The following is a 25,689-nucleotide window of genomic DNA, read 5'->3' on the forward strand; positions in this document are numbered from 1 at the left end:
AAAATACCTCGGGGATGAATTGGCCAAAGGCCAAGAAGGGGCTGGCCCCTTTTTAGCTAGTTCCCAAAGAAAACCCCCGCAACCGGGTGGGCGCGGGGGTTTCGATTTCTAATTCCGAAAAAGGATCAATCCTCTGGACGGAGCTTGCCCTTATGTGGTGCCCAGAGGCGCTTGTTCACCAGATACAGCAGGACTGACAGAATAGACAGGAAGATTACGCCAACAAAACCGGCGTTCTTGCGATCCATCAGCTTGGGCTCAGCCGCCCACATCAGGAAGGCCGCAACGTCTTCCGACATATGCTCGACCGAGTTCGAGTGACCATCAGCAAACTCGACCTGTTCGTCTGCCAGTGGCGGGCCCATCGAAATCCAGCCGCCCGGAAAAGCGGTGTTTTCGTACAGGATGGTGCCTGCCTCTTCCTTTTCCTTGCCGGTGTAGCCATCCAGCAGCGAGGCGATGTATTCCGCGCCACCCATGCCCTTGACCAGCTGGTTGATGCCCAACCCGTAAGGGCCGTGGAAGCCTGCACGCGCCTTGGCCATCAGGCTCAGGTCGGGTGCGCCGACGGCAGTATTGGCCGGGAAGTGATCGGTCGGGATCGCCGGGCGGAAGTCGTCCAATTCAGGATCGAAAACTTCAAAATTGTCCGCCGCATAGGTGATGACCTGCTCTTCGTTGTAACCCAGCGCTTCCAGATCACGCAGGGGAACATATTGCAGGCCGTGGCAGGCTGCGCAAACCTCGGTATAGATTTGCAGACCGCGTTGCAGCTGGTTTTGATCCCAGGTGCCAAACGGACCTTCGAACGAAAAGGCGAAATCTTCGATATGCTGATCGCCACCACCTGCCGCAAAAGATGCAGCAGGGGTCAGGGCCAGAGCAAACGCAGCGCCGATTGCAAGTTTCTTGAACATGGTATCCGGTCCCTCTTCTTACTCGGCCGGCGTGGCTTCGGCGTCAGCCTTGCCATAATGCGCGTTGAAGTCTTCTTCGATGGTCTCCGGTGGGGTCAGCGGTTTTTCGATAACACCCAGGATCGGCAAGATAACGAAGAAATAGGCGAACCAGTAGGCAGACGCGATCAGCGAGAAGGTCGCATAGGGCTCTTCCGCGGGCATCGCACCCAGCCACATCAGGGCAAAGAAGTCGATGATCAGCAGGTAGAACCACCATTTGAACATCGGACGGTATTTACCCGAACGCACGCTCGATGTGTCCAGCCAGGGCGCCAGCGCCATGGCCAGGATCGCACCAAACATCGCAATCACACCGAAGAACTTGGCGTCGATGATGCCACCGGTGATAAAGCTGGCGAACTGAACAACCCAGACCTCACCGGTGAAGGCACGCAGGATCGCGTAGAACGGTAGGAAATACCATTCCGGAACGATGTGCGCAGGTGTGACCAGCGGGTTGGCTTCGATGTAGTTGTCCGGGTGGCCCAGGTAGTTCGGCATAAAGCCGACGATTGCCCAGAACACGACCAGGATTACGGCCAGCGCAAACAGGTCCTTGATCACGAAGTAGGGCCAGAACGGCAATGTGTCTTTCTCGGCCTCGGCTTTTGAACCACGGCGCACTTCAACGCCCGTGGGGTTGTTGTTGCCGGTGGTGTGGAAAGCCCAGATATGCACGATGACCAGCGCCGCGATGATGAACGGCAGCAGGTAGTGCAGCGAGAAGAAGCGGTTCAGCGTGGCGTTGTCCACGGCGGGTCCGCCCAACAGCCAAGTCTGGATCGCTTCACCCACAAACGGGATCGCACCAAACAGGCCGGTAATCACTGTCGCGCCCCAGAAGGACATCTGGCCCCAAGGCAGAACGTAGCCCATGAACGCGGTACCCATCATCATCAGGTAGATGAGCATACCGATGATCCACGTGATTTCACGCGGGGCTTTGTACGAGCCGTAATACAGGCCGCGGAACATGTGAATGTAGACCGCAACAAAGAACAGCGATGCGCCGTTCATATGCAGATAACGGATGAAGTAGCCGCCATTCACGTTACGCATGATGTGCTCGACGCTGGCAAAGGCCAGATCGACATGCGGGGTGTAGTGCATCACCAGGATGATGCCGGTAACGATTTGCAGCGCCAGGCAGAACGCCAGGACGATGCCCCAGATCCACCACCAGTTCAGGTTCTTGGGGGTCGGGATCATCAGGGTGTCATACAGCAGGCCGACGATGGGAAGGCGGCTGTTCAGCCACTTTTCGCCGTCTGACTTCGGCTCGTAATGATCGTGGGGAATTCCGGACATAAACTGGGTCTCCCTTAGCCGAGTTTGATGGTTGTTGCGTCGACCCACTCTGCGGGTGGAACAGGCAGGTTCTCAGGAGCGGGGCCTTTGCGGATCCGGCCAGCAAGGTCGTAGTGCGAACCGTGGCAGGGGCAGAACCAACCGCCGAAATCGCCAGCGTCGCCCAAGGGGACACAGCCCAAGTGGGTGCAAACGCCCATCTGAACAATCCACGCGCCCTCTGCCTCGCCTTCGGGCGACGGCATAACACGGTTTGCATCAGTCGCGGGCGCATCCGCGTTCAGGTTGAAGTTCCGTGCCAACGGATCAGGCAGGCTGCCAATGGCTTCCTCATCCTGCTGCTGCGCTTCGGCAATCTCAGCACCAGTGCGGTGACGGATAAAGACGGGTTTTCCCAGCCACTTGACGGTCAGCTGTGTACCCGGCTCGACCCCGCTCACATCCGTGCGGATCGACGAAAGCGCCTGCACGTCTGCTGACGGGTTCATTTGGTTGATCAGGGGCCATACGGCTGCACCCGTCGCAACGACACCTGCGCCGCCAGCGACGTAATACAGGAAATCTCTGCGGGTGCCTTCGTGGTCTTCTGCGTGGGACACGAGGTTATCTCCGATTGTCTGGCGCCCGCGGACGGGCAAAAAGCTCGCGCACCGCGTGAAAGCGGCGTCTTAAACGCGCTTACTATCGGGGAGAATAGTGTTCGTCCAGCGTTCATAAACGCGCAATACGCCGCATGTGCCGCTTCATTTAGGGAACGAGGCCGTTTTTTTGGTGAATCTTGCGCTCAACTTTGTTGATCAGGTCGAATCAGGCTGCTTTGATTCGATTGCCAGCAGACACCAAAGACGACGCCCAGCAGGCGCGGGGCGTTCCAGCCATGTAACGCTGAATTGCGCCTTGAATGTTCACAATCCAACCGGCGGGAACGGGATTGTTTTCTGCAAAATCATATTCCCCAAATAGATGATTTAAATTGCAAATTGTGCAGGTTTACCCCGTTGCACTTTTTGCGCGAATACAGGACAGCGGGCAAAACGCGCGAACTCCTGTCAGGAGACCCCCTATGTCAAAAACCCTGTTGACCACAGCTTTACTTACACTGGCGCTGTCCACTCAGACCCTTGCCGCAGGTGACCCCGAAAAGGGAAAGGCGATCTATAACCGCTGCTCGTCATGCCACGCGATCATCAAAGACGGAAAAGTTCTGGTCAAAGGCGGAATCACCGGACCGAATCTTTATGGTGTCATCGGACGAGTCGCCGGGTCCGAGAACGATTACCGTTATGGCAGCGAGCGCCTACCCATCGGAATGTTCACCGACGACATGATCCGCGCCGGTGAAGAAGGTCTGGTCTGGACCGAAGAAAACATCGCCGCCTATTCCAAAGACCCCATCGGGTTCATCAAGGATTATCTCGACGATGACACCGCCCGCCCGAACATGAGCGTCAAGCTCAAGAAAGGTGCGGAAGATATCGCTGCTTATCTGGCGACGTTCAGCCAGTAACGCAGATGCGGCTGAGGATGCCTTAGCCCTGAGGGCGGGTGGCCACCATGCTGGGTCGCTCGCCAAACTCCGCAAACCACTTGGCAAGTGCGTCATTACCCTTGCGCCACCCCCGCGCGTCATGGCGCAGATCCAGATAACCCAGCGCACAGCCGACGGCGACCTGCCCCATATCCAACGGGCCGGACAAATGCGCCATCCACCGTTGGTTCAGTACAGCACAGGCCCGGTCAATCTTGACCCACTGCGATTCAATCCAGGCATCCCACTTTTTGTCGTCGGGACGCAGGCGGTCTTCGTAAGTCATCAAAAGGGCTGCATCCAGAATGCCGTCAGCAAGCGCTTCGAGTGTCAGAACATCCCAGCGACCTGCGCCCTCGGGATAAAGCTTTCCACCGGCACGGGCATCCAGAAACGCACAGATTACCCGACTGTCGAACAAGGTAGGCCCATCCGGGCGCTCCAGCGCCGGAACTTTTGTTAACGGTGCTTTGCTAACCAGTGGCTCAGCCGGTGAGATCGGTGTTCCGGCCACGGTCTCCAGCTCAACATCTTCAAGCTGTTCTGTTTCATGCAGCAATACCATGACTTTGCGTACATAAGGCGAGGTCAGACTGTGGTAGAGTTTCATCGGCGGGCTCCCTGTTTGAGCCGACCTTACAGAAGGCCTGCAAAAACAAAAGCCCACACTTTGCCGAGGGCTAGGCGTTGCGCATTAGCTCTTGCAGAACATTCAATTCGGACCCGATCCCTGACGCAATCTGTTCAGACGCCCGCAAGCGCACATCATCAGGCTTGTTCTGGCTCAACTTCCATGTGCCCTGAACATCCTCGACCTGCATTCGACACGGCACGATCATCCGCATCATTTTGGTCAGAGCCTCATCTGACATCTTTCCTGTGGCCCATGGAGGTTTAGGTTGCAGGCGCTCTTCATAGAAGGCCGACTGCCGGTTCAACAGATCCAACAGCTCTTCCTGCGGGCGCAACTCCAGCTCCCCGGTCAGATGCACAGCCACGTAGTTCCAGGTTGGAACCTGATCCTCAACCTCATACCAATCCGGAGAGATATACCCATCCGGCCCCTGTACCGCGATCTTCGCCGCTTTCGGCTTTTCCAAGGCGCGCACGATGGGATTGGAGCGGACAAGATGCAGTTCAGCCACCCTGCCGTCGTCCGACAGAAGAATCGGCACATGGCTCAACAGCGGGGCACCATCTGTCGACAAGACCAATACACCGAATCCTCGGTCACGGGCGAACTCAATATGGCGCGCGCGCTCCTCGGCGCAAAAGGCGGGGTTCGGGTGCATGGTGATCCTCCTGCCAAATCTCTTGCAGACGAGGCCCAAGATATGCAAGGACCGTCTTGTTCTCAGGGCGGGGCGAAATTCCCCACCGGCGGTATGCGGGCGACGACCCGTAAGCCCGCGAGCGGCCCAAAAGTGTCCACGATCCGAAAAGTGGGAACCGGTTTTCGGACAAAGTGTAGAAGCGCCAGAGGGTGACAAGCAGATCTGGTGAGAAGCCAGAGCCGACGGTTACAGTCCGGATGAAAGAGAACGTGCAACACGCCGGCAATCGGTGTGCTTGTTCGTGATCGCCTTGGGTGACGTGTCTGTTACGAAAGGAGATCACGATGACACACACCCGCTATGCTTTTGTCAAAGCCAACTGGCATTCCGATATCGTCGACCGCGCACTTGACGGCTTCCTCGAACTCATCCCCGCCAAGCAGGTCGATGTCTTCGACGTCCCCGGCGCGTTCGAAATGCCCTTGTTGGCCCGCGACCTGGCCCAAACCGGCAACTACACCGTCGTAGCGTGCGCCGCCTTTGTTGTGGATGGCGGCATCTACCGCCACGACTTCGTCGCGCAGGCAGTGGTCGATGGCCTAATGCGAGCAGGAATGGATACCGGCGTTCCTGTCCTGTCTGTCTCGCTGACGCCGCACCAGTATCAAGAGACCGAGCACCACAACGCCATCTACCGCGACCACTTCGTGCAAAAGGGCCGCGAAGCCGCTCAAGCCGCGCTCGGCATCACCCAGATCCGCACAAAAATCGCAAGCGCAGCTTGATCGCTTCTTCTTGTCCCAAATACGGCAGGGGTGAATTGAGCCGCAGGCTCAAGAGGGGACGACGTCCCCTCCACCACCTCCAAAACGCAATTCCGCTTGAGGCCAGGACCCGCGCCCGCTAATCACGACCCGCAAAGGAGCACGCCCCATGTCGATGAACAGTTTTGGACACCTCTTCCGCGTCACCACCTGGGGCGAAAGCCATGGTCCCGCTTTGGGCGCTACGGTCGACGGCTGCCCTCCGGGTGTTCAAATCGACGAAGCCATGATCCAGCACTGGCTGGACAAGCGCAAACCGGGTCAGAACAAGTTCACCACGCAGCGGCGCGAACCGGACCAGGTAAAAATCCTCTCGGGAGTATTCGAAGGCCAGACCACCGGCACTCCGGTGCAATTGATGATCGAGAATACCGATCAGCGTTCAAAAGACTACGGCGATATCATGGACAAGTTCCGTCCGGGCCACGCCGATATCACCTATTGGCAGAAATACGGCATCCGCGACTATCGCGGAGGCGGGCGCAGCTCGGCGCGGGAAACCGCATCACGTGTCGCCGCCGGAGGGCTCGCGCGTGAGGCGATCAAACAGATCGCGCCGAATGTGCAGATCACAGGCTACATGACGCAAATTGGACCGCACAAAATCGACCGTGCAAATTTCGACTGGTCCCAGATCGAACAGAACCCGTTCTGGACACCCGATGCACAAGCTGCCGAGGACTGGGCCGCGTATCTGGACGATCTGCGCAAGTCCGGCAACTCGGTCGGCGCTGTGGTCGAGGTCGTCGCGCGCGGTGTTCCAGCAGGAATCGGAGCGCCCGTATACGGCAAATTAGATACTGATCTGGCCGCTGCGATGATGTCGATCAACGCCGTCAAAGGTGTGGAAATTGGCGAAGGCATGGCGGCCGCGGAACTGACCGGCGAAGCCAATGCGGATGAGATCTTCATGGGCCAGAACGGCCCGCAATACAGCTCGAATCACGCCGGTGGCATTCTGGGCGGTATCTCAACCGGACAGGACATTGTGGTACGCTTTGCCGTGAAGCCTACGTCATCGATCTTGACCACACGCAAAACGATCACCAAGTCGGGTGAAGAGACCGAGATCATCACCAAAGGCCGCCACGACCCCTGCGTCGGCATCCGCGCGGTTCCGGTTGGCGAAGCGATGATGGCCTGCGTGATCCTCGACCACCTGCTTCTGCATCGCGGTCAGATCGGAGAGAACCGTGGACGGATCGGCTGATCTGCGCACGCGCCTACGTGCGGTGGTCGCGCATCGCATGGAAACGGATCCAGCCCATGATCTGGCCCATCTGGATCGGGTCTGGACCAACGCTCAGGCCATCGCAGATGATCAAACCGATATGTCCGTGCTGCTGGCCGCAAGTTATCTGCATGATCTGGTAAATCTACCCAAGGATGATCCTGATCGGCATCTGGCATCTCGCAAATCCGCAGTGGAATCAGAGCCTATTCTGCAGGATTTGGGGTATAACTCGAACCAGATCCGAGCCATCCAGCATGCGATCGAAGCCCATAGCTTCTCGGCCGACATTACTCCGAAAACAGCCGAGGCGCGTGTCCTACGCGATGCAGATCGGCTTGATGCTTTGGGTGCCATTGGTATTGCGCGCAACTTTTCTGTTTCCGGAGCACTGGGGCGTACTCTTTATGACGCGGCAGATCCCTTTGCCCAAAACCGGCCATTGGACGACCTGCATTTCTCGCTCGACCATTGGAAAGTCAAACTGCTGGGGCTGCCGGGCGACATGCTGACCCAGACCGGCAGACAGATTGCGGAACAACGCACCACGCGTATGATCCGCTTTCTTGAAGAATTCGGCGAGGAAATCGGCAATTCTCTGCCTCAATCCTGGGTGAATGACTAAACCCACCCGTTGATCTTTGTCCTCCAAAGGCGCAGGTTCGCGCCGATGACAAAACCCTTAACATCGCATCGACCTATGCTGGCAGTGACGCTGAAACTGGGCGCGCTGTTCCTGTTCACGTCGATGTCCGCCTTGGTCAAAGCTTTATCGGATGAATTCCCGCCGGGCCAATTGGTTTTCTTCCGGTCCCTGTTCGCGATTCCCGTCATCATTCTTTGGCTCATCGCGCGCGGGGAATTATCCAAGGGCTTTGTGGTCAAAAAACCCATGGGCCATTTCTGGCGCGGCGTCCTGGGCACCAGCGCCATGGGGCTTACCTTTACCGGCCTCAGCTTGCTGCCCCTGCCCGAGGTGACGGCAATTGGCTACGCCACACCGATCTTCACCCTGATTCTGGCCGCCGTGATGCTGGGCGAACGCATTCGTCTGATCCGTATCGGCGCGGTGGCTCTTGGTCTGTTGGGGGTCCTGATCATGATTTGGCCACGCTTGGGCAGCACCCAGATGGAGGTCGCCGCAACCATCGGCGCTCTGTGCGTTTTGGGGGCCACCATCGCGCGCGCCTTTGTGCAGATTCATATCCGGCAGCTTGTCAAAGTCGATCACCCGGCTGCGATCGTCTTCTATTTCTCGATGACCGCAACCTTACTGTCGGCGCTGACCGCGTCCTGGGGATGGACGATGCCGACGTGGAATCAGGCTCTAATACTGATCATGATGGGCCTGATCGGCGGGGTTGCGCAGATATTGGTGACGTCTTCTTATCGCTTTGGTCAGGCTTCGATGCTTGCACCTTATGATTACGCGACCATGCTGTTTGCGATTGTGATTGGCTATGTCTGGTTCGACGAACTGCCAACGCTTGCAATCCTGATTGGGGCCGCTTTGGTCATCGCAGGCAATGTTGTTGTGATCTGGCGCGAACACCAGTTGGGGCTCGAGCGTGGCAAAGCCCGGTCAGTCACAGACCCCAAAGCGTGACTTTACCTTTTGTAATCTTCCCCTAGGTTGGGCCGGACAATCAAAGAGGTTCCCCCATGAGCGACGCGCAGGATCACAAGGAAAAGATGCAGCAGGTGCAAGCCAAGCACCGCAAGAAAGTGTCCGAGGCGGTGGACCCCGGTCGCGGTCTGGTTCTAATCAACACCGGCAAGGGCAAAGGCAAGTCATCCGCCGCTTTTGGCGTGGTTATCCGCGCGCTGGGCTGGGGCCAGAAAGTCGCCGTGGTTCAGTTCATCAAGGGCAAGTGGAAAACAGGCGAGCGCCGTTTTTTTGAAGAACGTGATCTGGTGACATGGCACACGATGGGCGAAGGTTTCACCTGGGACACGCAGGATCGCGAACGCGACATCGCTGCCGCAAACGCCGCCTTCGACAAGGCGCGCGCCCTGATGTCCAGCGGCGAGTACGATCTGGTCGTGCTGGACGAGATCAACATCGCGCTGCGGTACGAGTATCTGTCTGTTGAGCAGGTCATCGACGGCCTGAACGCGCGTTCGGACAAGACCAGCGTGTTCCTGACCGGCCGCGACGCGCCCCAAGCGCTGCGTGATTACGCCGACTTGGTTACTGAGATGACTGAGGAAAAGCACCCGTTCCAAGCGGGGATCAAGGCGCAGCGCGGCGTGGATTTTTGACAATTGGCTGACGTAGGCCTCACGGCCTACGTCACTCAGCCAAAACGGCTCAGGGTCGCTTCAACAATCTCTCGAAGCGAGGCGCGTGGGGTAAGATCGTCAGGTTTTGATCTTACAGGCGGCATCGCTTCGGTTTGTTTGCGGCGCGGCTTTTGGCAATCGACATAGGCGCAATAGTCACTGTCGCAACAGGTGCATCCACACACAGCCAGCGCGTCATGGCGTGCCATAATTTCATCTAGCGACTCGCTCATTTCGGCCTCGTTCTGTTTAGACAGGTTCGTTTCCGGAGCGGCGGCAAGCTATCACCAAAGTCATGCCAAACCTGCAAACCGCCCCGAAACCATGAGCTTGATGGTACAACATCTGGCGTTGCGAATAATCTGACTATTTAAGTCGGGATTTTCAAGCCCTAAAACACCCCGAGGATTGCTCGGGGTGCAAACACGTCGTTACAAGAAATCAGAGCGCGCGATCCTGCGGGTCCAACGTAACCGACCAGAGTTCGGTATCTGCCCGATCCATCAGCCGAACCGTCATCTGTTCGGTCACTCCGTCAATGTCCACCAGACCAAAGAACTGCAGCCCTTCACTTGGAGGCAAGTTCACCCCTTGCCCCTCGGCGGGTGCTTTGACGAACTTGACCTCAGGACCAAAGGTCCCATCCAACGCGTTTGGACCAAATGTCCCTGCGTGCAGCGGACCCGAAACAAACTCCCAAAACGGTTCAAAATCCTGGAATTGTGCTTTGTTAGGGTCGTAGTAGTGCGCGGCAGTGTAGTGGACATCTGCTGTGAACCAGACCGTGTTGGTGATGCCAGCCGTTTTGATGAAACGCAGCAGATCCGCGATCTCCAACTCGCGCCCCTTGGCCGGCCCGCTGTCGCCGTTCGAAATTGCCTCTGCTCCGGCCTGTTCCTTCCAGTTGTCCCAGACGATCAATCCGATCGGCATGTCCGAGGCAATCACTTTCCAGGTCGCTTGAGATCCTGCCAGCTCTTGCTTGAGCCATGCCAGTTGTTCCGCGCCCAGAATGCGGGATTGATCCGTGATTTCATCCTCCATCGACGGGCCGTTCGGTCCACGATAACTGCGCAGGTCCAGGAAGAAGACGTCCAGCATCGGACCATAGGAAATCTTGCGATACACACGCCCTGGCTCTGCCGGCGTAATGCGCAACGGTGTCATCTCATGGAAAGCACGCCCGGCGCGTGACTGAAGAACATGCACCGACTTCTCGGTATACCGGTCGTCTGAAATCAGGTCTTTTGCGTCGGACCAGTTGTTCACAACCTCATGGTCATCCCACTGGAAAAAGGTGGGACAAACGGCGTTCATGGCCCGCACATGCTCGTCCATCATGTTGTATTTCCACTGGGCGCGGAATTCATCCAGCGTTTCGGCCACCTTGCGTTTCTCGTCGATCAGGGTTGTGTTCTTCCAGATCAGCTGGCCGTCTTTCTCGACCTCATCCTGCATAGGACCGTCGGCATAGACGGTGTCACCGGAATGTATGAAGAAGTCCGGCTTGTGCTGCGCCATGGTCGCGTAGGTGCGCATACCTTCGTCATCAATACCCCATCCCTGACCGGCCGTATCACCTGACCAGGCAAACCGAATGTTACGACGCGAGGTCGGTGCGGTGCGAAATTGCCCAGTAATAGGCTCTGATACGGTGTGGATGTCACTCAGATCAGCGGCGACGAATCGGTAGAAGATGTCTTGATCCGATGGCAGCCCCTCGACCAGACATTTCACTGCAAAATCGCTGTTGGGGATGGCATCCATCGGCGGGAGTGTGCGGGCGTCTGCGAAGCTTTCTGTGGTCGATACTTCCATCATCACGCGAGAGGGACGATCCGTGCGCGTCCAGATCATGCCCGATGTCGTATCGACGTCACCGGACTGAACGCCATGTGTGAACACGGGGCGCGATCCGGCGCGGCTGATGGCTGGCATGGCCAGCGAAGCGGCAAAGGCAGTGCTGCCTGCCAGAAACGAACGACGGTTTGGGCGTAAGATCTTGGTCATAGTGAGGCTCTCCTGTCTGGTGATCGATTCTCCGACCACGCGATTGGTGCGCCGATATGAGCCGCCAGTTTGTAAACCCCGCGGCTCAGTTTCTTGACAGTATCATGATGATACCATGACAGATGTGGATAACGCCGTCAGGCTGCGACTTCCTGCTCGGGCGCGCTGAGCGAGATGACCAGCACCACAGCCGCGCCATTCAGCCAGTAGAACGCCGCATCCAACCCCGAGAACCCCAGAATGCTGGGTGCAAACAGAAAGGTGATGCCGACCAACAAGTCTACGGCCAGGTGAACCTTGTAGGGCAAAACCCGCCAGATCCCCAGATGGTGATCGGTCAGAACCGTCAGAACAAAGGCGGCCACCCCGGTCGCAACAGACAACCACAGGGCCAGCGGATTGGAATGACCCAGCCCCAGAAGGAACGGCAAGGTCATCAGGGCAACGGCGACCGGGTAATCCAGATAGGCGTGGACAGAGCGGGTTACAAAACGCAGGGACATAAGGTTTTCCTTTCCTCAACCAGTGATGAAAGGAAGTTAATCTGGTGATCCCGGACGCTGAATTCCTGAGCGTTTACGATATAATGCAGATCGTTCAAAATTAGCGGAGTATCAGTGCATCGCCCTGTACGCAGCCGGTGACAGGCCAACCTGTTTTTTGAATACACGCGAGAACGCGGCTTCCGAGGCGTATCCGACTTCGGCTGCCGCGTCCGCCACGTTCCAGCGCGCCTCGGTCAGACCATGGCAGGCGATCTGCATCCTCCAGTCTGTGAGGTATTGCATCGGCGTCGTTCCCATTTTCTCGGCAAAAAGCTGAGCAAAGGCAGTGCGAGACATACCGGCCTCTCGCGCCAAAGATGCGACGCTCCAATCCTCAGCCGGGGCTTGATGGAACGCGGTCAGCGCCCGCGAAATGCGCAAATCGGCAAACCCGGCCAAAGCCGAATCCTGCGGACTCTGGCGTTCCAGATAGGCCCGGATTGCCTGCGCGAACAGAACTTCGGACAATTTCATCGCGATCAGGTCGCCGCCAATTTTCGCGCCAGAAACCTCGGAACCAATCATACGCAGAGTCGATTCCATCCAGGCCCCGGCTTCTTCGCCGTAGTTTTCGATAAGGATGTAGGGCGGCAGACGGTCGATCAGCATGTGCCCAGTGCCCTTCCGCCCGGCAGGACCTGTGAAAGAAAAGTGACCGCAGATCAGCTGCGTATCTCGGTCTTCGTCAGAGCCACCGTATACCAGCACACCGTCGCCTGTGTAGCCAGCCACCTCAAGCACCTCTTCCAAAGGCAACGCATCCAAAGGCTTGACCTCGGCACAGAGCAACGCGTGCGGCGCACCGTGGGGAATCAGGATCAAGTCACCCTGTCGCAGCCTCAGTGTCTCGCCAGTCGTTGAGACATGCACCTTAAGCTCACCACGCTGCACAAAATGAAACCGCGCGACGTTTTCATAGCCCGGCACCTGAATGCCGAAGGGCGGTGTGAACGATGTGCGAAAGTAGAATGTGCCACGCAGGGACAGGCGCGTGAGAATATCGCTGAGAAGATCTAACATGCGCCAAAAATACGCTTTCCATACAAGCCGTCCAGATTGCTGGACGCATTGCATGGATATTTGCACTTTCTGCAATGAAAAACCCCCGCCGGAGCGGGGGGCTGAAGCTTACGAGCGGACCAGCTTTTCGTAGTCTTCCGCAATCTCGCGGGTCAGGTCGCCCACCTCGAATGTGTACTCCCCAATCTGCCCGACCGGAGTAACCTCAGCTGCGGTACCGGTCAGCCAGCATTGTTCGAAATCGGCCATTTCCTCGGGCTTAATACGGCGCTCATGCACGGTGATGCCTTTGTCTTTCAACATCTGGATCACCGTCTGGCGCGTGATGCCGTTCAAAAAGCAATCGGCCAGCGGCGTGTGAACCTCTCCATCTTTGACGAAAAAGACATTCGCGCCGGTCGCTTCAGCCACATATCCACGCCAGTCCATGAACAAGGCATCCGAGCAGCCTTTGGCTTCGGCTTTGTGTTTCGAGATGGTGCAGATCATGTAAAGGCCTGCGGCCTTGGCGTGAACCGGGATGGTTTCAGGGCTGGGGCGTTTCCATTCGGCAATGTCCAGCTTAGCGCCCTGCATTTTCGCGTCGCCGTAATAAGCACCCCAGGGCCAGACCGCGACGGCCATGCGCACCGGATTCTTGGCGGACGCCACGCCCATATCTTCGCCCGAGCCGCGCCAGACCAGAGCACGCACATAGGCGTCTTGCAGGCCGCTGGCTTTCAGCGCCTCTTCCTTCGCAGCTTCAATTTCGTCGACCGAATAGGGCATCGGCATATCCAGCGCCTCGGCCGATGCGATCAGTCGCTCGGAGTGCTCCCGGCTTTTGAAGATCTTGCCGTTATATGCGCGCTCGCCTTCAAACACGGACGAGGCATAGTGCATGGCGTGGGTCAGAATATGGACATTGGCCTCACGCCAGGGCACCAGCTTGCCATCCATCCAAATGGTACCATCACGATCATCATACCCCGCCATGCGAAACCTCCTGAACCGGGTGAATTTTCGATTATTGCGCCAATTAAGTCCGATACGAACATATTATTGCGCAAAAACTGCGATTCGATACCGCTCTACCCTTGGAATGTCAATAACGCTGACATAAACTCGGCCCCGAGTAACGAATGAGGCGCACCATGTCCGACATCCGCCCGGCCCCGCGTTATGGGGGCGAAAGCCTGTTGTTTTTGACCGATGAGCAATTACGGCAGGGGATTGAGGCCATGTTTTTCGCCTATCGCGGCTTTACTGCGGACCCTGATCGCATCCTAACCGAAATGGCATATGGCCGCGCCCACCATCGGGCAATCCATTTCATCAACCGTGCACCTGGGACTACGGTCAACAACTTGTTAGCGATCCTTGGTGTCACAAAACAGTCTCTAAACAGGGTTTTACGAACCTTGATCGAGGATGGGCTGGTGGAAAGCCGTGTCGGCACGGTGGACAAACGCGAACGCCACCTATTTCTGACTGAGAAGGGGCAAGCTCTGGAGACGACGTTGTCAGATGCGCAACGCTCCAGGATGCGCGCCGCTTACAAGGATGCCGGTCCCGAAGCTGTGGCCGGATTTCGCAAAGTGCTTGAAGCAATGATGGATGCTGATATGCGTCATGCCTATACGAAACTTCGGGATACGACCTCATGAGCGATATGGACGCCCATCTGCTGATTGTTGACGATGACGAACGCATTCGCGATCTGCTCAAGAAATTCCTGATGCGAAACGGGTTCTTGGTCACTGCAGCTCGGGATGCTGCCCATGCGCGGCGGGTCTTGTCAGGGCTGGATTTCGACATGATTGTCATGGATGTCATGATGCCGGGCGAAGATGGTGTCAGTCTGACAAAATCGCTGCGTGAGACGCACAGCACTCCCATCCTGCTTCTAACCGCCAAAGGGGAAACCGAACACCGGATTGCAGGGCTTGAGGCCGGGGCAGATGACTATCTGGCGAAACCCTTCGAGCCAAAAGAGCTGCTGCTGCGGATCAACGCAATTCTACGCAGGATGCCGGAAACGCCAGCCGAGGAAACAGCCGCGAAGATCCTGTACCTCGGCCCGATCCGATATGACATCGAGCGGGGAGAGATGTGGCAGGGCGAAGATCCCGTGCGCCTGACCGCAACGGAAAGCCAGTTGATGAAGATCTTCTCGGCACAGCCCGGCGAACCGATCAGCCGCGCAAAACTGGTAGAGGATCTTGGGCGCGACAAAGGCCAAGCGCAGGAACGTGCAGTGGACGTGCAGATCACGCGCCTGCGGCGCAAGATCGAGCAAGACCCGAAACAGCCCAGATATCTGCAAACCGTCCGCGGCGCAGGCTATATGCTGGCACCGGATTAAGCGTGCCGCTGCGCGGCGGTTTTGTGCCTTCGGCGAAGGTATTTGTAGCCAGATGAACAGGGGATCCCGATGACAACTGCCCTTTTGACCCATGCTGATTGCCTGGGCCATATCACGCCTGAGGGTCACCCCGAACGGGTGGCGCGGTTGGAGCATGTTCTGAACGCCCTGGAAGGGTTGGAACTGAAACGGATGACCGCTCCGTTGGCGGCTGATGACGATCTGCTTCGGGTGCATCCGGAAGGTTACATTCGCGATATTCGATCCACGCGCCCGTCAGATGGGTTTGCGCAGATTGACGGGGATACGTTCATGTCGCCGGGCTCGGTGGACGCAGCCTATCGAGCCGCAGGCGCAGTGGTGCGAGCGGTCGATCTGGTACTGAGCGGAGACGTAACGAATGCGTTCTGCGCCATTCGCCCGCCGGGGCATCATGCGGAAACAGACACTGCAATGGGGTTTTGCCTGTTTGGCAATGCGGCCTTGGCGGCGAAACATGCGCTGGACCATCACGGGCTTAGCCGCGTTGCCGTTGTTGATTTTGACGTTCATCACGGCAATGGAACACAGGATTTGCTGTGGGACGAAGCGCGTGCCCTGGTGATCACCAGCCAGCAGATGCCCCTTTGGCCCGGTTCGGGACGCCCGGATGAGACAGGGGTTCACGACACGGTTCTTAATATCCCGCTGGCTCCGGGCAGCGGTGGGGCTGACATGCGCGCAGCGTACGAGTCCCAGGCGTTTCCGCGCCTGCGGGCGTTCAACCCCGATCTGATCATCATTTCCGCCGGGTTTGACGCCCATCAGGACGACCCGCTGGCCAATCTGAACTGGTCCACTGGCGACTTTGCCTGGATCACAGCCGAGCTGTGCAAAATCGCCGATGAGGTTTGTGACGGTCGTATCGTCTCGACTCTGGAAGGCGGGTATGATCTGAACGCATTGGCCGCGGCCACACGCGCCCATGTGGAAGAATTGATGAAGGCAGCACCATGACCGATACCCCAGTTGAGCAGATGACATTCGAGCAGGCCATGAAAGAGCTTGAAGCCGTTGTGGGCCAGCTTGAACGCGGCGACGTGGCATTGGATCAATCGATCGCGCTGTATGAACGCGGTGCGGCCCTGAAGAAACGGTGCGAGGACGAGTTGAAGCGGGCTGAAGAGAAAGTGGCCGCGATCACTCTGGATGCCACAGGGCAACCCACCGGGACCACATCTGTCGACGGTCAGTAAATGTTTCGCGAAAGACTGGCGCAGGATGCAGCGCGCATTCAGGCGCATTTTGACCTGGTTCTAGGCGCACTGGACGATGTCGACGTAACGCGGGCCATGGCCTATGCCACGCAAGGTGGTAAACGGTTGCGCGGGTTTTTGGTGCGGGAAAGCGCGCGCTTGCATGACGTGGATGAGGCCCGCTCGATCTGGCCCGCAACGGGGATCGAAGCGCTGCACGCTTATTCTTTGGTCCATGATGACCTGCCCTGCATGGATGATGATGATTTGCGCCGAGGGCGGCCCACTGTTCATGTGAAATGGAACGAAGGGACCGGGGTGTTGGCCGGTGATGCGTTGCAGACCTTAGCATTTGAACTGTGCACTCGGCCCGAAGTTGGCGATGCCCAAACGCGTGCAGAATTGGCTCTGACTCTGGCCCAAGCCAGCGGGGCGCAAGGCATGGTTCTGGGTCAGGCGCTGGATATCGCAGCCGAAACAGCGGCCACGCCTTTGACACTGGAACAAATCACCCGGTTGCAGGCGGGCAAGACAGGTGCGTTGATCGAATGGTCTGCTTGTGCGGGTGCGCGGCTGGCGCAAGCCGGTCCGACCCCTCTGCGCGATTATGCGCAGGCTCTTGGGCTTGCCTTTCAAATTGCTGATGACATCTTGGATGTAGAAGGCGATGTGGAAAAGGCAGGAAAACGGCTGCAGAAAGACGCAGATGCGGGCAAGGCAACCTTTGTTTCGCTTTTGGGTCTTGAGGCGGCCAAAACCCGCGCGACAGATCTGGTTGAAACGGCCTGTGCTGCGTTGGACGGGTACGGTGCGTCAGCAGAAACCTTGAAGGACGCCGCCCGCTTCGTTATTGCCCGGGACAGCTAAGCCAGGAATTCCAATGTCTGACCGCCCGAACACGCCCCTGCTGGACCTTGTGAACCGCCCTGCGGATCTCAAGCAGTTCTCGGACGCGCAGCTGCATCAGGTGGCGCAGGAATTGCGAGCCGAGACAATCTCGGCCGTGTCCGTCACCGGCGGGCATCTGGGCGCAGGTCTGGGTGTGGTCGAGCTGACCACGGCGCTGCATGCCGTGTTTGACACGCCACGCGACAAGATCATCTGGGACGTGGGTCATCAGTGCTATCCGCACAAGATCCTGACCGAGCGGCGCGATCGTATTCGCACATTGCGGATGAAGGATGGTTTGAGTGGTTTTACGAAACGCAGCGAAAGCCCCTATGATCCGTTCGGTGCGGCACATTCCAGCACCTCGATCAGTGCAGCACTTGGTTTTGCCGTGGCGCGCGATCTGGGTGGTGTCACACCCGAGGGTTTGGGCGATGCGATTGCTGTGATCGGCGATGGCTCAATGTCTGCAGGCATGGCATTTGAAGCGATGAACAATGCGGGCCATCTGGGCAAGCGATTGATCGTCATTCTGAACGACAACGAGATGAGCATTGCGCCACCGGTGGGCGCCTTGTCCAACTATCTGTCCCGTATCTATGCGGAAGAGCCGTTCCACGATCTGAAAGCCGCCGCAAAAGGCGCGGTTTCGCTGCTGCCCGAGCCCTTCCGCGAAGGGGCCAAACGCGCCAAGGAAATGCTGAAAGGTATGGCCGTCGGCGGCACGCTGTTCGAAGAGCTTGGTTTTTCTTACCTAGGCCCCATAGACGGACATGATCTGGACCAGTTGCTGCCGGTGTTGCGGACCGTCAAGGCACGAGCGACCGGCCCGATCCTGATTCACGTTCTGACCAAGAAGGGCAAAGGCTATGCACCCGCAGAGCAAGCCCGAGACAAAGGACACGCAACAGCCAAGTTCGACGTCGTGACAGGCGAACAGAAGAAAGCACCTTCCAACGCGCCTTCTTACACCTCGGTCTTTGGCAAAACGCTGGTCGACGAAGCCGCGCGAGACGACAAGATCGTTGCCGTGACCGCCGCCATGCCGGACGGTACCGGCCTAAACCTGTTTGCCGAACGCTACCCGTCGCGCTGTTTCGATGTTGCGATCGCCGAGCAGCACGGGGTGACATTTTCTGCCGCGCTTGCTGCGGGCGGGATGAAGCCATTCTGCGCCATTTATTCGACCTTTTTGCAACGTGGCTATGATCAGGTCGTTCACGACGTGGCTATCCAGCGTTTGCCCGTGCGATTTGCCATTGACCGCGCAGGTTTGGTGGGTGCCGATGGTGCCACCCACGCCGGATCATTCGACATTGCGTATTTGGCCAACCTGCCAGGCATGGTTGTCATGGCCGCCGCAGACGAAGCTGAACTGATGCACATGGTGGCAACCGCTGTTGCGCATGACGAAGGGCCTATTGCATTCCGCTACCCGCGTGGTGAAGGCGTTGGCGTCGACTTGCCGGAACGCGGTGAGGTGCTTGAGATCGGCAAAGGCCGCGTGATCCAGAAGGGCGCGCGCGTGGCACTACTTTCGTTCGGTACCCGATTGTCTGAGGTGCAGAAAGCCGCCGAATCCCTTGCGAGCAAAGGCATCAATCCAACCATTGCCGACGCCCGCTTTGCCAAACCTTTGGACCGCGACCTGATCCTGGACCTGGCAGCAAACCACGAGGCTCTGATCACCATCGAAGAAGGCGCGATTGGCGGTTTTGGCAGCCATGTCGCACAGTTTTTGGCCGAGGAAGGCGTTTTTGATCAAGGGCTGAAATACCGTTCGATGGTCTTGCCCGATACGTTCATCGATCAGGCCAGCCCAACGGACATGTATGCCGTGGCCGGCATGAACGCCGAACAGATCGAAGCCAAAGTTTTGGACGTTCTGGGCGTTGCATCAATAGGGGAAAAGCGCGCCTGAGCTGCGCGCATCGGTCTGGTGACTTCCTCCGGCGCACTTGGGATGCCTGTGATGAGGATTTTGTTCGCTTTAAATGTTCTTAGTGGAAGGAGTATGGGCGTTCCCGTTTCGGCAGCCGAAATTGCTTTGCTGCACAAAAACAAACCTAAGCCGTACCATATCGGATACAGGCGCTAGAAAAGCAGCTTTATCCTCTTCGTTGTCAGTACAAAAAATGTGTGCCGCCGTTCGACTATCGCAGACGCCTTACCGTTAAATCACACCTCGTCCGGCGGCACCGCCCGCTGGTAAAGATGCCACGTGGTGTGACCAAGGATCGGTAGAGTAAAGATCAGGCCCAAAAATGCGGGAACCAGCGATATCAGCATGGTAAACGAGATGATTGCCGCCCAAGTGAGCATGACCACAGGGCTTTCCCTGACAACGTGGACAGAGGTGAGCATCGCGGAAACGAAATTGGTTTCCCGGTCCAGCAACATAGGCATGGCGACAACGGTTACTGTGAACAGGGCTGCTGACAGAAAAGCGCCGACGCACGTGCCAATAGCCAGGAACGTCCAGCCTTGGGGCGTAAATAGCACGGTGTTCAAGAACCCGTCGAAATCGGAAAAGGATGCATTCTGCAGGATGATCGCCAGCCAAAGCCGCACCTGATAAACCCACACCCAGAAAATGAACAAGGTCACAAAGGCCATCCAGCCCATTTCCCGCTTGCGTTGGTTGGCCATGACGGTGAGGATCTCGGACCACCCAAAACTCTCCCCTTTTTGCAAGCGACGCGACATTTCATAAAGCCCGGCGGCGGCAAAAGGCGCGACCAGCGGAAATCCTACAATTGCAGGAATGATCATCCAGATCTTGCCGAGCCAAACCAAGGCCCAAACCAACAGTATTCCGAAAACCGCATAGAACAGGCCGAAAAAACCGCTCATGACGGGGCGCGCCAGAAAATCGGAAAACCCAGCCTTTAGTGCGGCGGTGATATCATCCGCTGTCACTTTGTTGACCTCGGGCACGGCCTGTTGTGGCGGTGTCAGGTTGTCTGGTGGTGTGGAACCTGCGGTCTTGGATGTCATGACAAACTCCTCCCAAAGCATGGCGCCGCGCTGATCCGTTGACCGACAAACCCGACGGTGAACAGATACTCTTCCTGCGGAAGCAAGCATGCCTCAGGCAAGGCATTGGGGCAAGGTCGGGATACGGTCGACACTCGCGCGCAGACCGCCTTTGGGCATTGCGAAATGTGTCTTGTTGGAAAGAACGTCAAGTCGACGCCTGTGCAACGGGCACACTTAAAATTTGAAAGTACATTCGAATTCAACGCGAATTTTTTCAGAAAAGCGAGATGTGTGGTGCCTCAAGAGGGACTCGAACCCCCGACCTTGTCCTTACGAAGGACCTGCTCTACCAGCTGAGCTATTGAGGCAACTTATGGCAGCCAGAACTGGTTCTATCTGGGTGCGATGGATCGTTTAAACTGTCGGTCTGTTGCCTGCAAGCCCAGTTGAGCTTTTTGCGGCCGACCTGCCTGAATGGGGTCTTCTTTTGAGCCGGCAACCGACTCTGCCTGCGGCAGCTTCCGTATGTGAATTTTTTGTAACGCCAACGGGTTGAAATTGACTCCCGGTCATTAATTCAATATTTCATGAAATATGATAGAAGAAGTAATCGACCAGCTGGCCATTCTGGGTCACCCGCAACGCATCACCGTGTTTCGCATGTTAATGCGACGGTTTCCTGACACTGTTCCCGCAGGCGAGCTGGCGGCAGAGTTAGGTATCAAACCCAGCACAATGTCGAACTATCTGAATGCGTTGCAGCGGTCAGGGCTGGTCAAGCAGGAGCGATCCGGGACGTCTCTTCTCTATTCGATTGAAATGAAAAACGTGCAGCAAATGCTCGATTTCCTTATTGTGGACTGCTGCCGTGGCCGACCTGATCTTTGCATGCCTTCAACCAAAGGAAGTGACACCATGACTGACCGGAAGTTCAATGTGTTGTTCATTTGCGTGGGCAATTCCGCCCGCTCGATCTTTGCTGAATCTCTGCTGCGCGAGATAGGCGGCGATCGGTTCAATGTCTATTCGGCAGGAACATGGCCGTTTTCCGAACTGAACCCGTTTGCGATGCAGGTTTTGCAAGACAAGGGCCATGACACGTCAGTCCTGCGGTCAAAGAATGTGTCCGAGTTTTCGGGGCCGGATGCGCCTGACCTGGATTTTGTTTTTACGGTCTGCAACCAGGCTGCGAACGAAGAATGCCCGGCCTGGGAAGGTCAACCGATCAGTGGTCACTGGGGTATGGTTGACCCGGTCAAGACAGAAGGCACCGACGCAGAAAAAAGCCTTGCGTTTCAAAACGCTTACGGCGCGCTGAAGCGTCGGATCCAAGCCTTTACGTCGCTGCCGGTCGAAAGTCTTGACCGGATCGCACTGCAATCCGCTGTCGATGACATAGGGCGAGCATCTTTTGAGGACACGAAATGACGACCTACGCTCTGAACGGCCTTGGCCGGATGGGAAAACTTGCGCTGAAACCCTTGCTGGAACGGGGCGCAAAAATTGCATGGATCAACGACGCTGTTGGTAATCCCGAAATGCACGCGCATCTGCTGGAATTTGACACAGTGCACGGACGTTGGGATGCAAAGTTCAGCCACGATGCCGACAGCATCACTGTGAGTGGCACGCGCCTCCCCTTTGTTGGGACAAAAGACCTTTCAGCTCTGCCGTTGGACGGTGTCGATGTAGTGATCGACTGTACTGGCGTCTTCAAGACCGAAGCCAAGCTGGCACCCTATTTCGATGCAGGCGTGAAAAAGGTTGTTGTCTCCGCCCCCGTCAAAGACGGCCCGACAGCCAACATTGTTGTGGGTGTGAACGATGATACTTATGACCCTGCGACCCATAACATCGTGACAGCGGCCTCCTGCACCACCAACTGTCTGGCACCGGTTGTCAAAGTCATTCACGAAAATCTGGGCATTCGCCACGGGTCGATGACCACAATCCATGATGTGACCAACACCCAGACCATCGTGGACCGCCCCGCCAAGGATCTGCGCCGCGCGCGTTCGGCCCTGAATTCCTTGATCCCGACCACCACTGGCTCGGCTACGGCGATCACTTTGATCTATCCCGAACTTAAGGGACGTCTGAATGGTCATGCGGTGCGGGTGCCTCTGCTGAACGCATCGCTGACTGACTGCGTATTCGAGGTTCAGCGCGAAACCTCCGCCGAAGAGGTCAACGGCTTTTTCAAAGCTGCTGCCGAGGGTGAGTTGAAGGGCATTCTTGGCTATGAGACGCGCCCGCTGGTTTCGACCGATTACACCAATGACGAACGCTCTTCGATTGTCGATGCGCCGTCGACCATGGTGGTGAACGGGACGCAGGTTAAAATCTATGCCTGGTATGATAACGAGATGGGCTATGCGCATCGGTTGGTGGATGTGGCTTTGATGGTCGGATCGTCGCTGTGACCCAACGGCCCGAAGGATTGTCGGCCTATATCGCGGTTACGGCGGCCTATTGGGCCTTCATGCTGACCGACGGGGCGCTCAGGATGTTGGTGCTGTTGCACTTTCACACCATGGGCTTCTCGCCGGTTCAGTTAGCTTATCTTTTTGTGCTCTATGAGATCGCCGGGATTGTCACCAACCTGACCGCAGGCTGGATCGCAGCGCGGTTCGGATTGACCTCGACCCTTTATGCAGGGCTGGGGCTGCAAGTTATTGCGTTGCTTGCCATGACGCAGCTTGACCCGAACTGGACCGTCGCAGCGTCGGTCACATTCGTGATGATGGTGCAAGGCGCCAGCGGAGTGGCCAAGGATCTGGCCAAAATGTCTTCGAAATCGTCGGTCAAACTTCTGGCCCCTGCCGAGGGCGGCGGGTTGTTTCGTTGGGTGGCCCTGCTAACGGGGTCGAAAAACGCAGTCAAAGGTCTGGGCTTTTTGCTGGGCGCGACCATGCTGGCCACAATGGGCTTTATGACAGCAATTCTGGTCATGGCAGCCGTACTGGCGGTGATCCTGTTTGCAGTTATCCTGTTCATGCCAGCAGGCTTGCCGAAGGGACGCAAAGGGGCGAAGTTCTCCGAAGTTTTTTCGAAGTCCGCCAATGTAAACTGGCTGTCAGCAGCGCGTGTCTTTCTGTTCGGCGCCCGTGATGTCTGGTTTGTGGTCGGCATCCCAATCTATTTCTACGCCGTGCTCTCAGACGGTACCGAGGCGGGCAACCGATCTGCGTTCTTCATGATAGGAACTTTCATGGCGGTGTGGATCATCCTCTATGGTGTGGTGCAAGCCAACGCGCCAAGGATACTTCGCGCCTCGGATCGAACCGAAGGTGATCTGATCCGTGCTGCGCGCAGCTGGGCAGTGATCCTTTTCTGCATTCCTGCGGCTCTAACATTGGCCACTTGGCTGTCAAACGAGCCTGAGACCTGGCTGACCACGACACTCGTTGCTGGCTTGCTGGTCTTTGGAGCGGTCTTTGCCGTCAATTCGGCACTGCATTCCTATCTTATCCTGGCCTTCACCAAGTCCGAGCGTGTGACGATGGATGTCGGGTTTTACTACATGGCGAATGCAGCAGGTCGGCTGGTCGGCACCGTTTTGTCTGGCCTCACCTATCAGGTCGGGGGATTGCCGATGGTCCTCGGTACCGCGTCCGCTATGGTTGCCCTCGCCGCACTGACCTCTGGTAAACTCACAGATCAGACTTCCGAGGCGCTTTCATGAGCATTTTCGAACGATATCTCACAATTTGGATCGCGCTCGCCATGATTGGCGGTGTTCTGATCGGACAAGCCGCGCCAGGACTGGTTCAACTGGTTGCAGGGGCCGAAATCGCCAGCGTCAATCTGGTTGTAGCCGTACTGATCTGGGCGATGGTCTATCCGATGATGGTCAACGTCGATTTCCGCGCAGTCGCCGGGGTTGCCCGCCAGCCACGCGGTCTGATCGTGACGCTGGTGGTGAATTGGTTGATCAAGCCCTTCACCATGGCGCTGCTCGCCGTATTATTCTTTGACTATATCTTTGCACCCTGGATTGCACCCGAAGACGCTGCCCAATACACAGCTGGGCTAATTTTGTTGGGGGCAGCCCCCTGCACCGCCATGGTGTTTGTGTGGTCGCAACTCACCAAAGGCGACGCGACCTATACGCTAGTTCAAGTCTCGGTCAACGATCTGATCATGGTCGTGGCATTTGCCCCGATCGTCGCCTTTTTGCTGGGTGTCACCGATATTGAAGTGCCCTGGCAGACGCTGGTTCTGGCCACGGTTCTTTACGTGGTGTTGCCGCTGATTGCCGGGTTGATCACCCGTAACAAACTAGGCTCTAAACAGGCAGTTGAGGCGTTTTCTACCCGCGTAAAACCTTGGTCGGTTATGGGGTTGATTTCAACTGTGGTTATTCTGTTCGGACTGCAGGGTCAGACCATTTTGTCCAAGCCAATGGTTATCGTGCTGATCGCGGTGCCTATCCTCATCCAAAGCTACGGAATTTTTGCTATAGCGTATGGCGCTGCCTATGCACTGAAAGTACCCCATCGGATCGCAGCCCCGTGTGCCATGATCGGAACATCAAACTTCTTCGAACTGGCTGTGGCCGTTGCTATCAGCTTGTTTGGTCTGAACTCCGGCGCGGCGTTGGCGACCGTTGTAGGCGTTCTGGTCGAAGTCCCAGTGATGCTGTCCCTTGTTGCTTTCGCCAACCGCACACGCACGCGTTTTCCAGAACCAGGAACAAGGTAGACTTGGCGACCTCGGCTCACCACTTGGTTCAATTGGACTGTTGCGCGCGCTCGGCCGCGATTGCCACAAGACCACGATCACCGGTTTCCCAAAGCGCTGTCATGGTCAGTGATGTTACAACCCAACTATCCTCGGATTTCTCAAGGATATAGTCATATCGGCCGCCCAGCACCCACAAGCCATCCGCGATACGGTGGGTAGCAGTGAAATCAGCCTGCGCTGTGGCCTGGGTTTCGGACAGCGATCTGACGGTATGGTTGGTGACCATGTGATGTGTGCTTTCAAACCCAGGCAGGAATGCGGACCAACCTGCTATAAGGTCGTCAGCCGGTTGCGTGACTGGGTCACCGCCCCAAAGGCTGGTGTAATCGGTTGTCACCGTATCGGCAAAAGCGCCGCGCACACGAGTCCAGTCATGGCGGTCAGCTCCCGCTGCGATATCGGTGATTGCTGTCGAGATATTGGTGTGTTGCTCGGCAAACGCCGCGCTGCCAATCATTGTGACAGCTGCAAGTGTGGCGGTAAGGTTCTTGGGCATCGGTTTACTCCAGGGTAAG

General features: G+C 57.1%; 28 protein-coding genes, 1 tRNA gene and 1 riboswitch. Of the genes, 16 read left to right on the top strand and 13 right to left on the bottom strand.

The window, feature by feature from the left end; genetic code table 11:
- Nucleotides 1-125 precede the first annotated feature (125 nt).
- Genes GOV85_RS12070 through petA form a run of 3 tightly spaced genes read right to left on the bottom strand, consistent with a single transcriptional unit; the run spans nt 126 to nt 2,866 of the window.
- Nucleotides 126-917 carry a cytochrome c1 gene (locus tag GOV85_RS12070; RefSeq protein WP_171178435.1) on the bottom strand — a complete coding sequence of 264 codons (792 nt, stop codon included), beginning with the start codon at nt 915-917 and terminating at the stop codon, nt 126-128.
- Nucleotides 918-935: 18 nt separating this feature from the next.
- Nucleotides 936-2,267: a cytochrome b gene (gene petB, locus GOV85_RS12075; RefSeq protein WP_171093028.1), complete on the bottom strand. Its 1,332-nt coding sequence runs from the start codon at nt 2,265-2,267 to the stop codon at nt 936-938.
- Nucleotides 2,268-2,281: 14 nt separating this feature from the next.
- Nucleotides 2,282-2,866, bottom strand: coding sequence for a ubiquinol-cytochrome c reductase iron-sulfur subunit (petA, locus tag GOV85_RS12080; RefSeq protein ID WP_171178437.1), 585 nt, complete (start codon nt 2,864-2,866; stop codon nt 2,282-2,284).
- A 464-nt stretch (nt 2,867-3,330) separates the two neighbouring features.
- Between petA and GOV85_RS12085 the strand changes: the two genes are divergently transcribed.
- A complete protein-coding gene (locus tag GOV85_RS12085; RefSeq protein WP_171178439.1) occupies nt 3,331-3,774 on the top strand; it encodes a cytochrome c family protein in 444 nt (147 codons plus the stop codon).
- Between the two features lie 22 nt (nt 3,775-3,796).
- Here the strand turns inward: GOV85_RS12085 and GOV85_RS12090 are convergent, their stop codons facing one another.
- Nucleotides 3,797-4,405, bottom strand: a complete 609-nt coding sequence (locus tag GOV85_RS12090; protein ID WP_171178441.1) for a glutathione S-transferase — start codon at nt 4,403-4,405, stop codon at nt 3,797-3,799.
- Nucleotides 4,406-4,475: 70 nt separating this feature from the next.
- A complete protein-coding gene (locus tag GOV85_RS12095) occupies nt 4,476-5,087 on the bottom strand; it encodes an FMN-binding negative transcriptional regulator (protein WP_171178443.1) in 612 nt (203 codons plus the stop codon).
- 54 nt (nt 5,088-5,141) lie between these two features.
- A riboswitch (FMN riboswitch) is annotated at nt 5,142-5,342 on the top strand.
- Nucleotides 5,343-5,413: 71 nt separating this feature from the next.
- On the opposite strand from GOV85_RS12095, the gene GOV85_RS12100 reads away from it, so the two are divergent.
- The 5 genes from GOV85_RS12100 to cobO all read left to right on the top strand — a co-directional run bounded on the left by GOV85_RS12100 (nt 5,414) and on the right by cobO (nt 9,386).
- Complete coding sequence (locus tag GOV85_RS12100) at nt 5,414-5,854, top strand: 6,7-dimethyl-8-ribityllumazine synthase (protein ID WP_171178444.1); 441 nt, start codon at nt 5,414-5,416, stop codon at nt 5,852-5,854.
- A 148-nt stretch (nt 5,855-6,002) separates the two neighbouring features.
- Complete coding sequence (gene aroC / locus GOV85_RS12105) at nt 6,003-7,103, top strand: chorismate synthase (RefSeq protein WP_171178446.1); 1,101 nt, start codon at nt 6,003-6,005, stop codon at nt 7,101-7,103.
- Nucleotides 7,087-7,749 (top strand): HD domain-containing protein, encoded by a 663-nt coding sequence (locus GOV85_RS12110; RefSeq protein WP_171178448.1) that lies wholly within the window; start codon nt 7,087-7,089, stop codon nt 7,747-7,749. The genes aroC and GOV85_RS12110 overlap by 17 nt, the downstream gene beginning before the upstream one ends.
- Nucleotides 7,750-7,794: 45 nt before the next feature.
- A complete protein-coding gene (locus GOV85_RS12115; RefSeq protein ID WP_171178450.1) occupies nt 7,795-8,730 on the top strand; it encodes a DMT family transporter in 936 nt (311 codons plus the stop codon).
- Between the two features lie 56 nt (nt 8,731-8,786).
- Nucleotides 8,787-9,386: a cob(I)yrinic acid a,c-diamide adenosyltransferase gene (gene cobO / locus GOV85_RS12120; RefSeq protein WP_171178452.1), complete on the top strand. Its 600-nt coding sequence runs from the start codon at nt 8,787-8,789 to the stop codon at nt 9,384-9,386.
- A gap of 35 nt (nt 9,387-9,421) precedes the next feature.
- Here cobO and GOV85_RS12125 read toward each other — a convergent pair whose 3' ends face one another.
- The 5 genes from GOV85_RS12125 to GOV85_RS12145 form a co-directional block, all read right to left on the bottom strand.
- Nucleotides 9,422-9,640: a hypothetical protein gene (locus GOV85_RS12125; RefSeq protein ID WP_171178454.1), complete on the bottom strand. Its 219-nt coding sequence runs from the start codon at nt 9,638-9,640 to the stop codon at nt 9,422-9,424.
- A 208-nt stretch (nt 9,641-9,848) separates the two neighbouring features.
- Nucleotides 9,849-11,417 (bottom strand): alkaline phosphatase, encoded by a 1,569-nt coding sequence (locus GOV85_RS12130; protein WP_171178455.1) that lies wholly within the window; start codon nt 11,415-11,417, stop codon nt 9,849-9,851.
- A 137-nt stretch (nt 11,418-11,554) separates the two neighbouring features.
- Nucleotides 11,555-11,920 (bottom strand): hypothetical protein, encoded by a 366-nt coding sequence (locus GOV85_RS12135; RefSeq protein ID WP_171178458.1) that lies wholly within the window; start codon nt 11,918-11,920, stop codon nt 11,555-11,557.
- 111 nt (nt 11,921-12,031) lie between these two features.
- The gene (locus GOV85_RS12140; protein ID WP_171178460.1) at nt 12,032-12,982 is read right to left on the bottom strand and encodes an AraC family transcriptional regulator; all 951 of its coding nucleotides are present in this window, start codon (nt 12,980-12,982) and stop codon (nt 12,032-12,034) included.
- A gap of 108 nt (nt 12,983-13,090) precedes the next feature.
- Nucleotides 13,091-13,957, bottom strand: coding sequence for a branched-chain amino acid aminotransferase (locus GOV85_RS12145; protein WP_171178461.1), 867 nt, complete (start codon nt 13,955-13,957; stop codon nt 13,091-13,093).
- A 158-nt stretch (nt 13,958-14,115) separates the two neighbouring features.
- Between GOV85_RS12145 and GOV85_RS12150 the strand changes: the two genes are divergently transcribed.
- The 6 genes from GOV85_RS12150 (at nt 14,116) to dxs (ending at nt 19,370) form a co-directional block, all read left to right on the top strand.
- Nucleotides 14,116-14,628 (top strand): MarR family winged helix-turn-helix transcriptional regulator, encoded by a 513-nt coding sequence (locus GOV85_RS12150; protein WP_171178463.1) that lies wholly within the window; start codon nt 14,116-14,118, stop codon nt 14,626-14,628.
- The gene (locus GOV85_RS12155; RefSeq protein WP_171178465.1) at nt 14,625-15,326 is read left to right on the top strand and encodes a response regulator; all 702 of its coding nucleotides are present in this window, start codon (nt 14,625-14,627) and stop codon (nt 15,324-15,326) included. The genes GOV85_RS12150 and GOV85_RS12155 overlap by 4 nt, the downstream gene beginning before the upstream one ends.
- A 69-nt stretch (nt 15,327-15,395) precedes the next feature.
- On the top strand, nt 15,396-16,322 hold the full coding sequence (locus GOV85_RS12160) for a histone deacetylase family protein (protein WP_171178467.1): 927 nt from the start codon (nt 15,396-15,398) through the stop codon (nt 16,320-16,322).
- On the top strand, nt 16,319-16,561 hold the full coding sequence (locus GOV85_RS12165) for an exodeoxyribonuclease VII small subunit (RefSeq protein WP_171178469.1): 243 nt from the start codon (nt 16,319-16,321) through the stop codon (nt 16,559-16,561). Before GOV85_RS12160 ends, GOV85_RS12165 begins: the two co-directional genes overlap by 4 nt.
- Nucleotides 16,562-17,428, top strand: coding sequence for a polyprenyl synthetase family protein (locus GOV85_RS12170; protein WP_171178472.1), 867 nt, complete (start codon nt 16,562-16,564; stop codon nt 17,426-17,428).
- Nucleotides 17,429-17,441: 13 nt separating this feature from the next.
- A complete protein-coding gene (gene dxs, locus GOV85_RS12175; protein WP_171178475.1) occupies nt 17,442-19,370 on the top strand; it encodes a 1-deoxy-D-xylulose-5-phosphate synthase in 1,929 nt (642 codons plus the stop codon).
- A gap of 257 nt (nt 19,371-19,627) precedes the next feature.
- On the opposite strand, the gene GOV85_RS12180 is transcribed toward dxs, so the two are convergent.
- On the bottom strand, nt 19,628-20,446 hold the full coding sequence (locus GOV85_RS12180; protein ID WP_171178477.1) for a DUF2189 domain-containing protein: 819 nt from the start codon (nt 20,444-20,446) through the stop codon (nt 19,628-19,630).
- A gap of 274 nt (nt 20,447-20,720) precedes the next feature.
- A tRNA-Thr gene (locus GOV85_RS12185) sits at nt 20,721-20,796 on the bottom strand.
- Nucleotides 20,797-21,022: 226 nt separating this feature from the next.
- Here GOV85_RS12185 and GOV85_RS12190 point away from each other — a divergent pair.
- From GOV85_RS12190 to arsB, 4 genes are read left to right on the top strand one after another with little or no spacing between them, the layout of a single operon-like run.
- Nucleotides 21,023-21,856, top strand: a complete 834-nt coding sequence (locus GOV85_RS12190; protein WP_171178479.1) for a MarR family transcriptional regulator — start codon at nt 21,023-21,025, stop codon at nt 21,854-21,856.
- Nucleotides 21,853-22,851: an ArsJ-associated glyceraldehyde-3-phosphate dehydrogenase gene (locus GOV85_RS12195; protein WP_171178481.1), complete on the top strand. Its 999-nt coding sequence runs from the start codon at nt 21,853-21,855 to the stop codon at nt 22,849-22,851. The genes GOV85_RS12190 and GOV85_RS12195 overlap by 4 nt, the downstream gene beginning before the upstream one ends.
- Complete coding sequence (gene arsJ, locus GOV85_RS12200; RefSeq protein WP_171178483.1) at nt 22,848-24,113, top strand: organoarsenical effux MFS transporter ArsJ; 1,266 nt, start codon at nt 22,848-22,850, stop codon at nt 24,111-24,113. The genes GOV85_RS12195 and arsJ overlap by 4 nt, the downstream gene beginning before the upstream one ends.
- A complete protein-coding gene (gene arsB, locus GOV85_RS12205) occupies nt 24,110-25,132 on the top strand; it encodes an ACR3 family arsenite efflux transporter (protein WP_171178485.1) in 1,023 nt (340 codons plus the stop codon). Before arsJ ends, arsB begins: the two co-directional genes overlap by 4 nt.
- A gap of 28 nt (nt 25,133-25,160) precedes the next feature.
- On the opposite strand, the gene GOV85_RS12210 is transcribed toward arsB, so the two are convergent.
- A complete protein-coding gene (locus tag GOV85_RS12210) occupies nt 25,161-25,670 on the bottom strand; it encodes a nuclear transport factor 2 family protein (protein ID WP_171178487.1) in 510 nt (169 codons plus the stop codon).
- Between the last annotated feature and the right edge of the window lie 19 nt (nt 25,671-25,689).

This window comes from Ruegeria sp. HKCCA4633 (genome assembly GCF_013034605.1).
Lineage (GTDB): Bacteria > Pseudomonadota > Alphaproteobacteria > Rhodobacterales > Rhodobacteraceae > Ruegeria.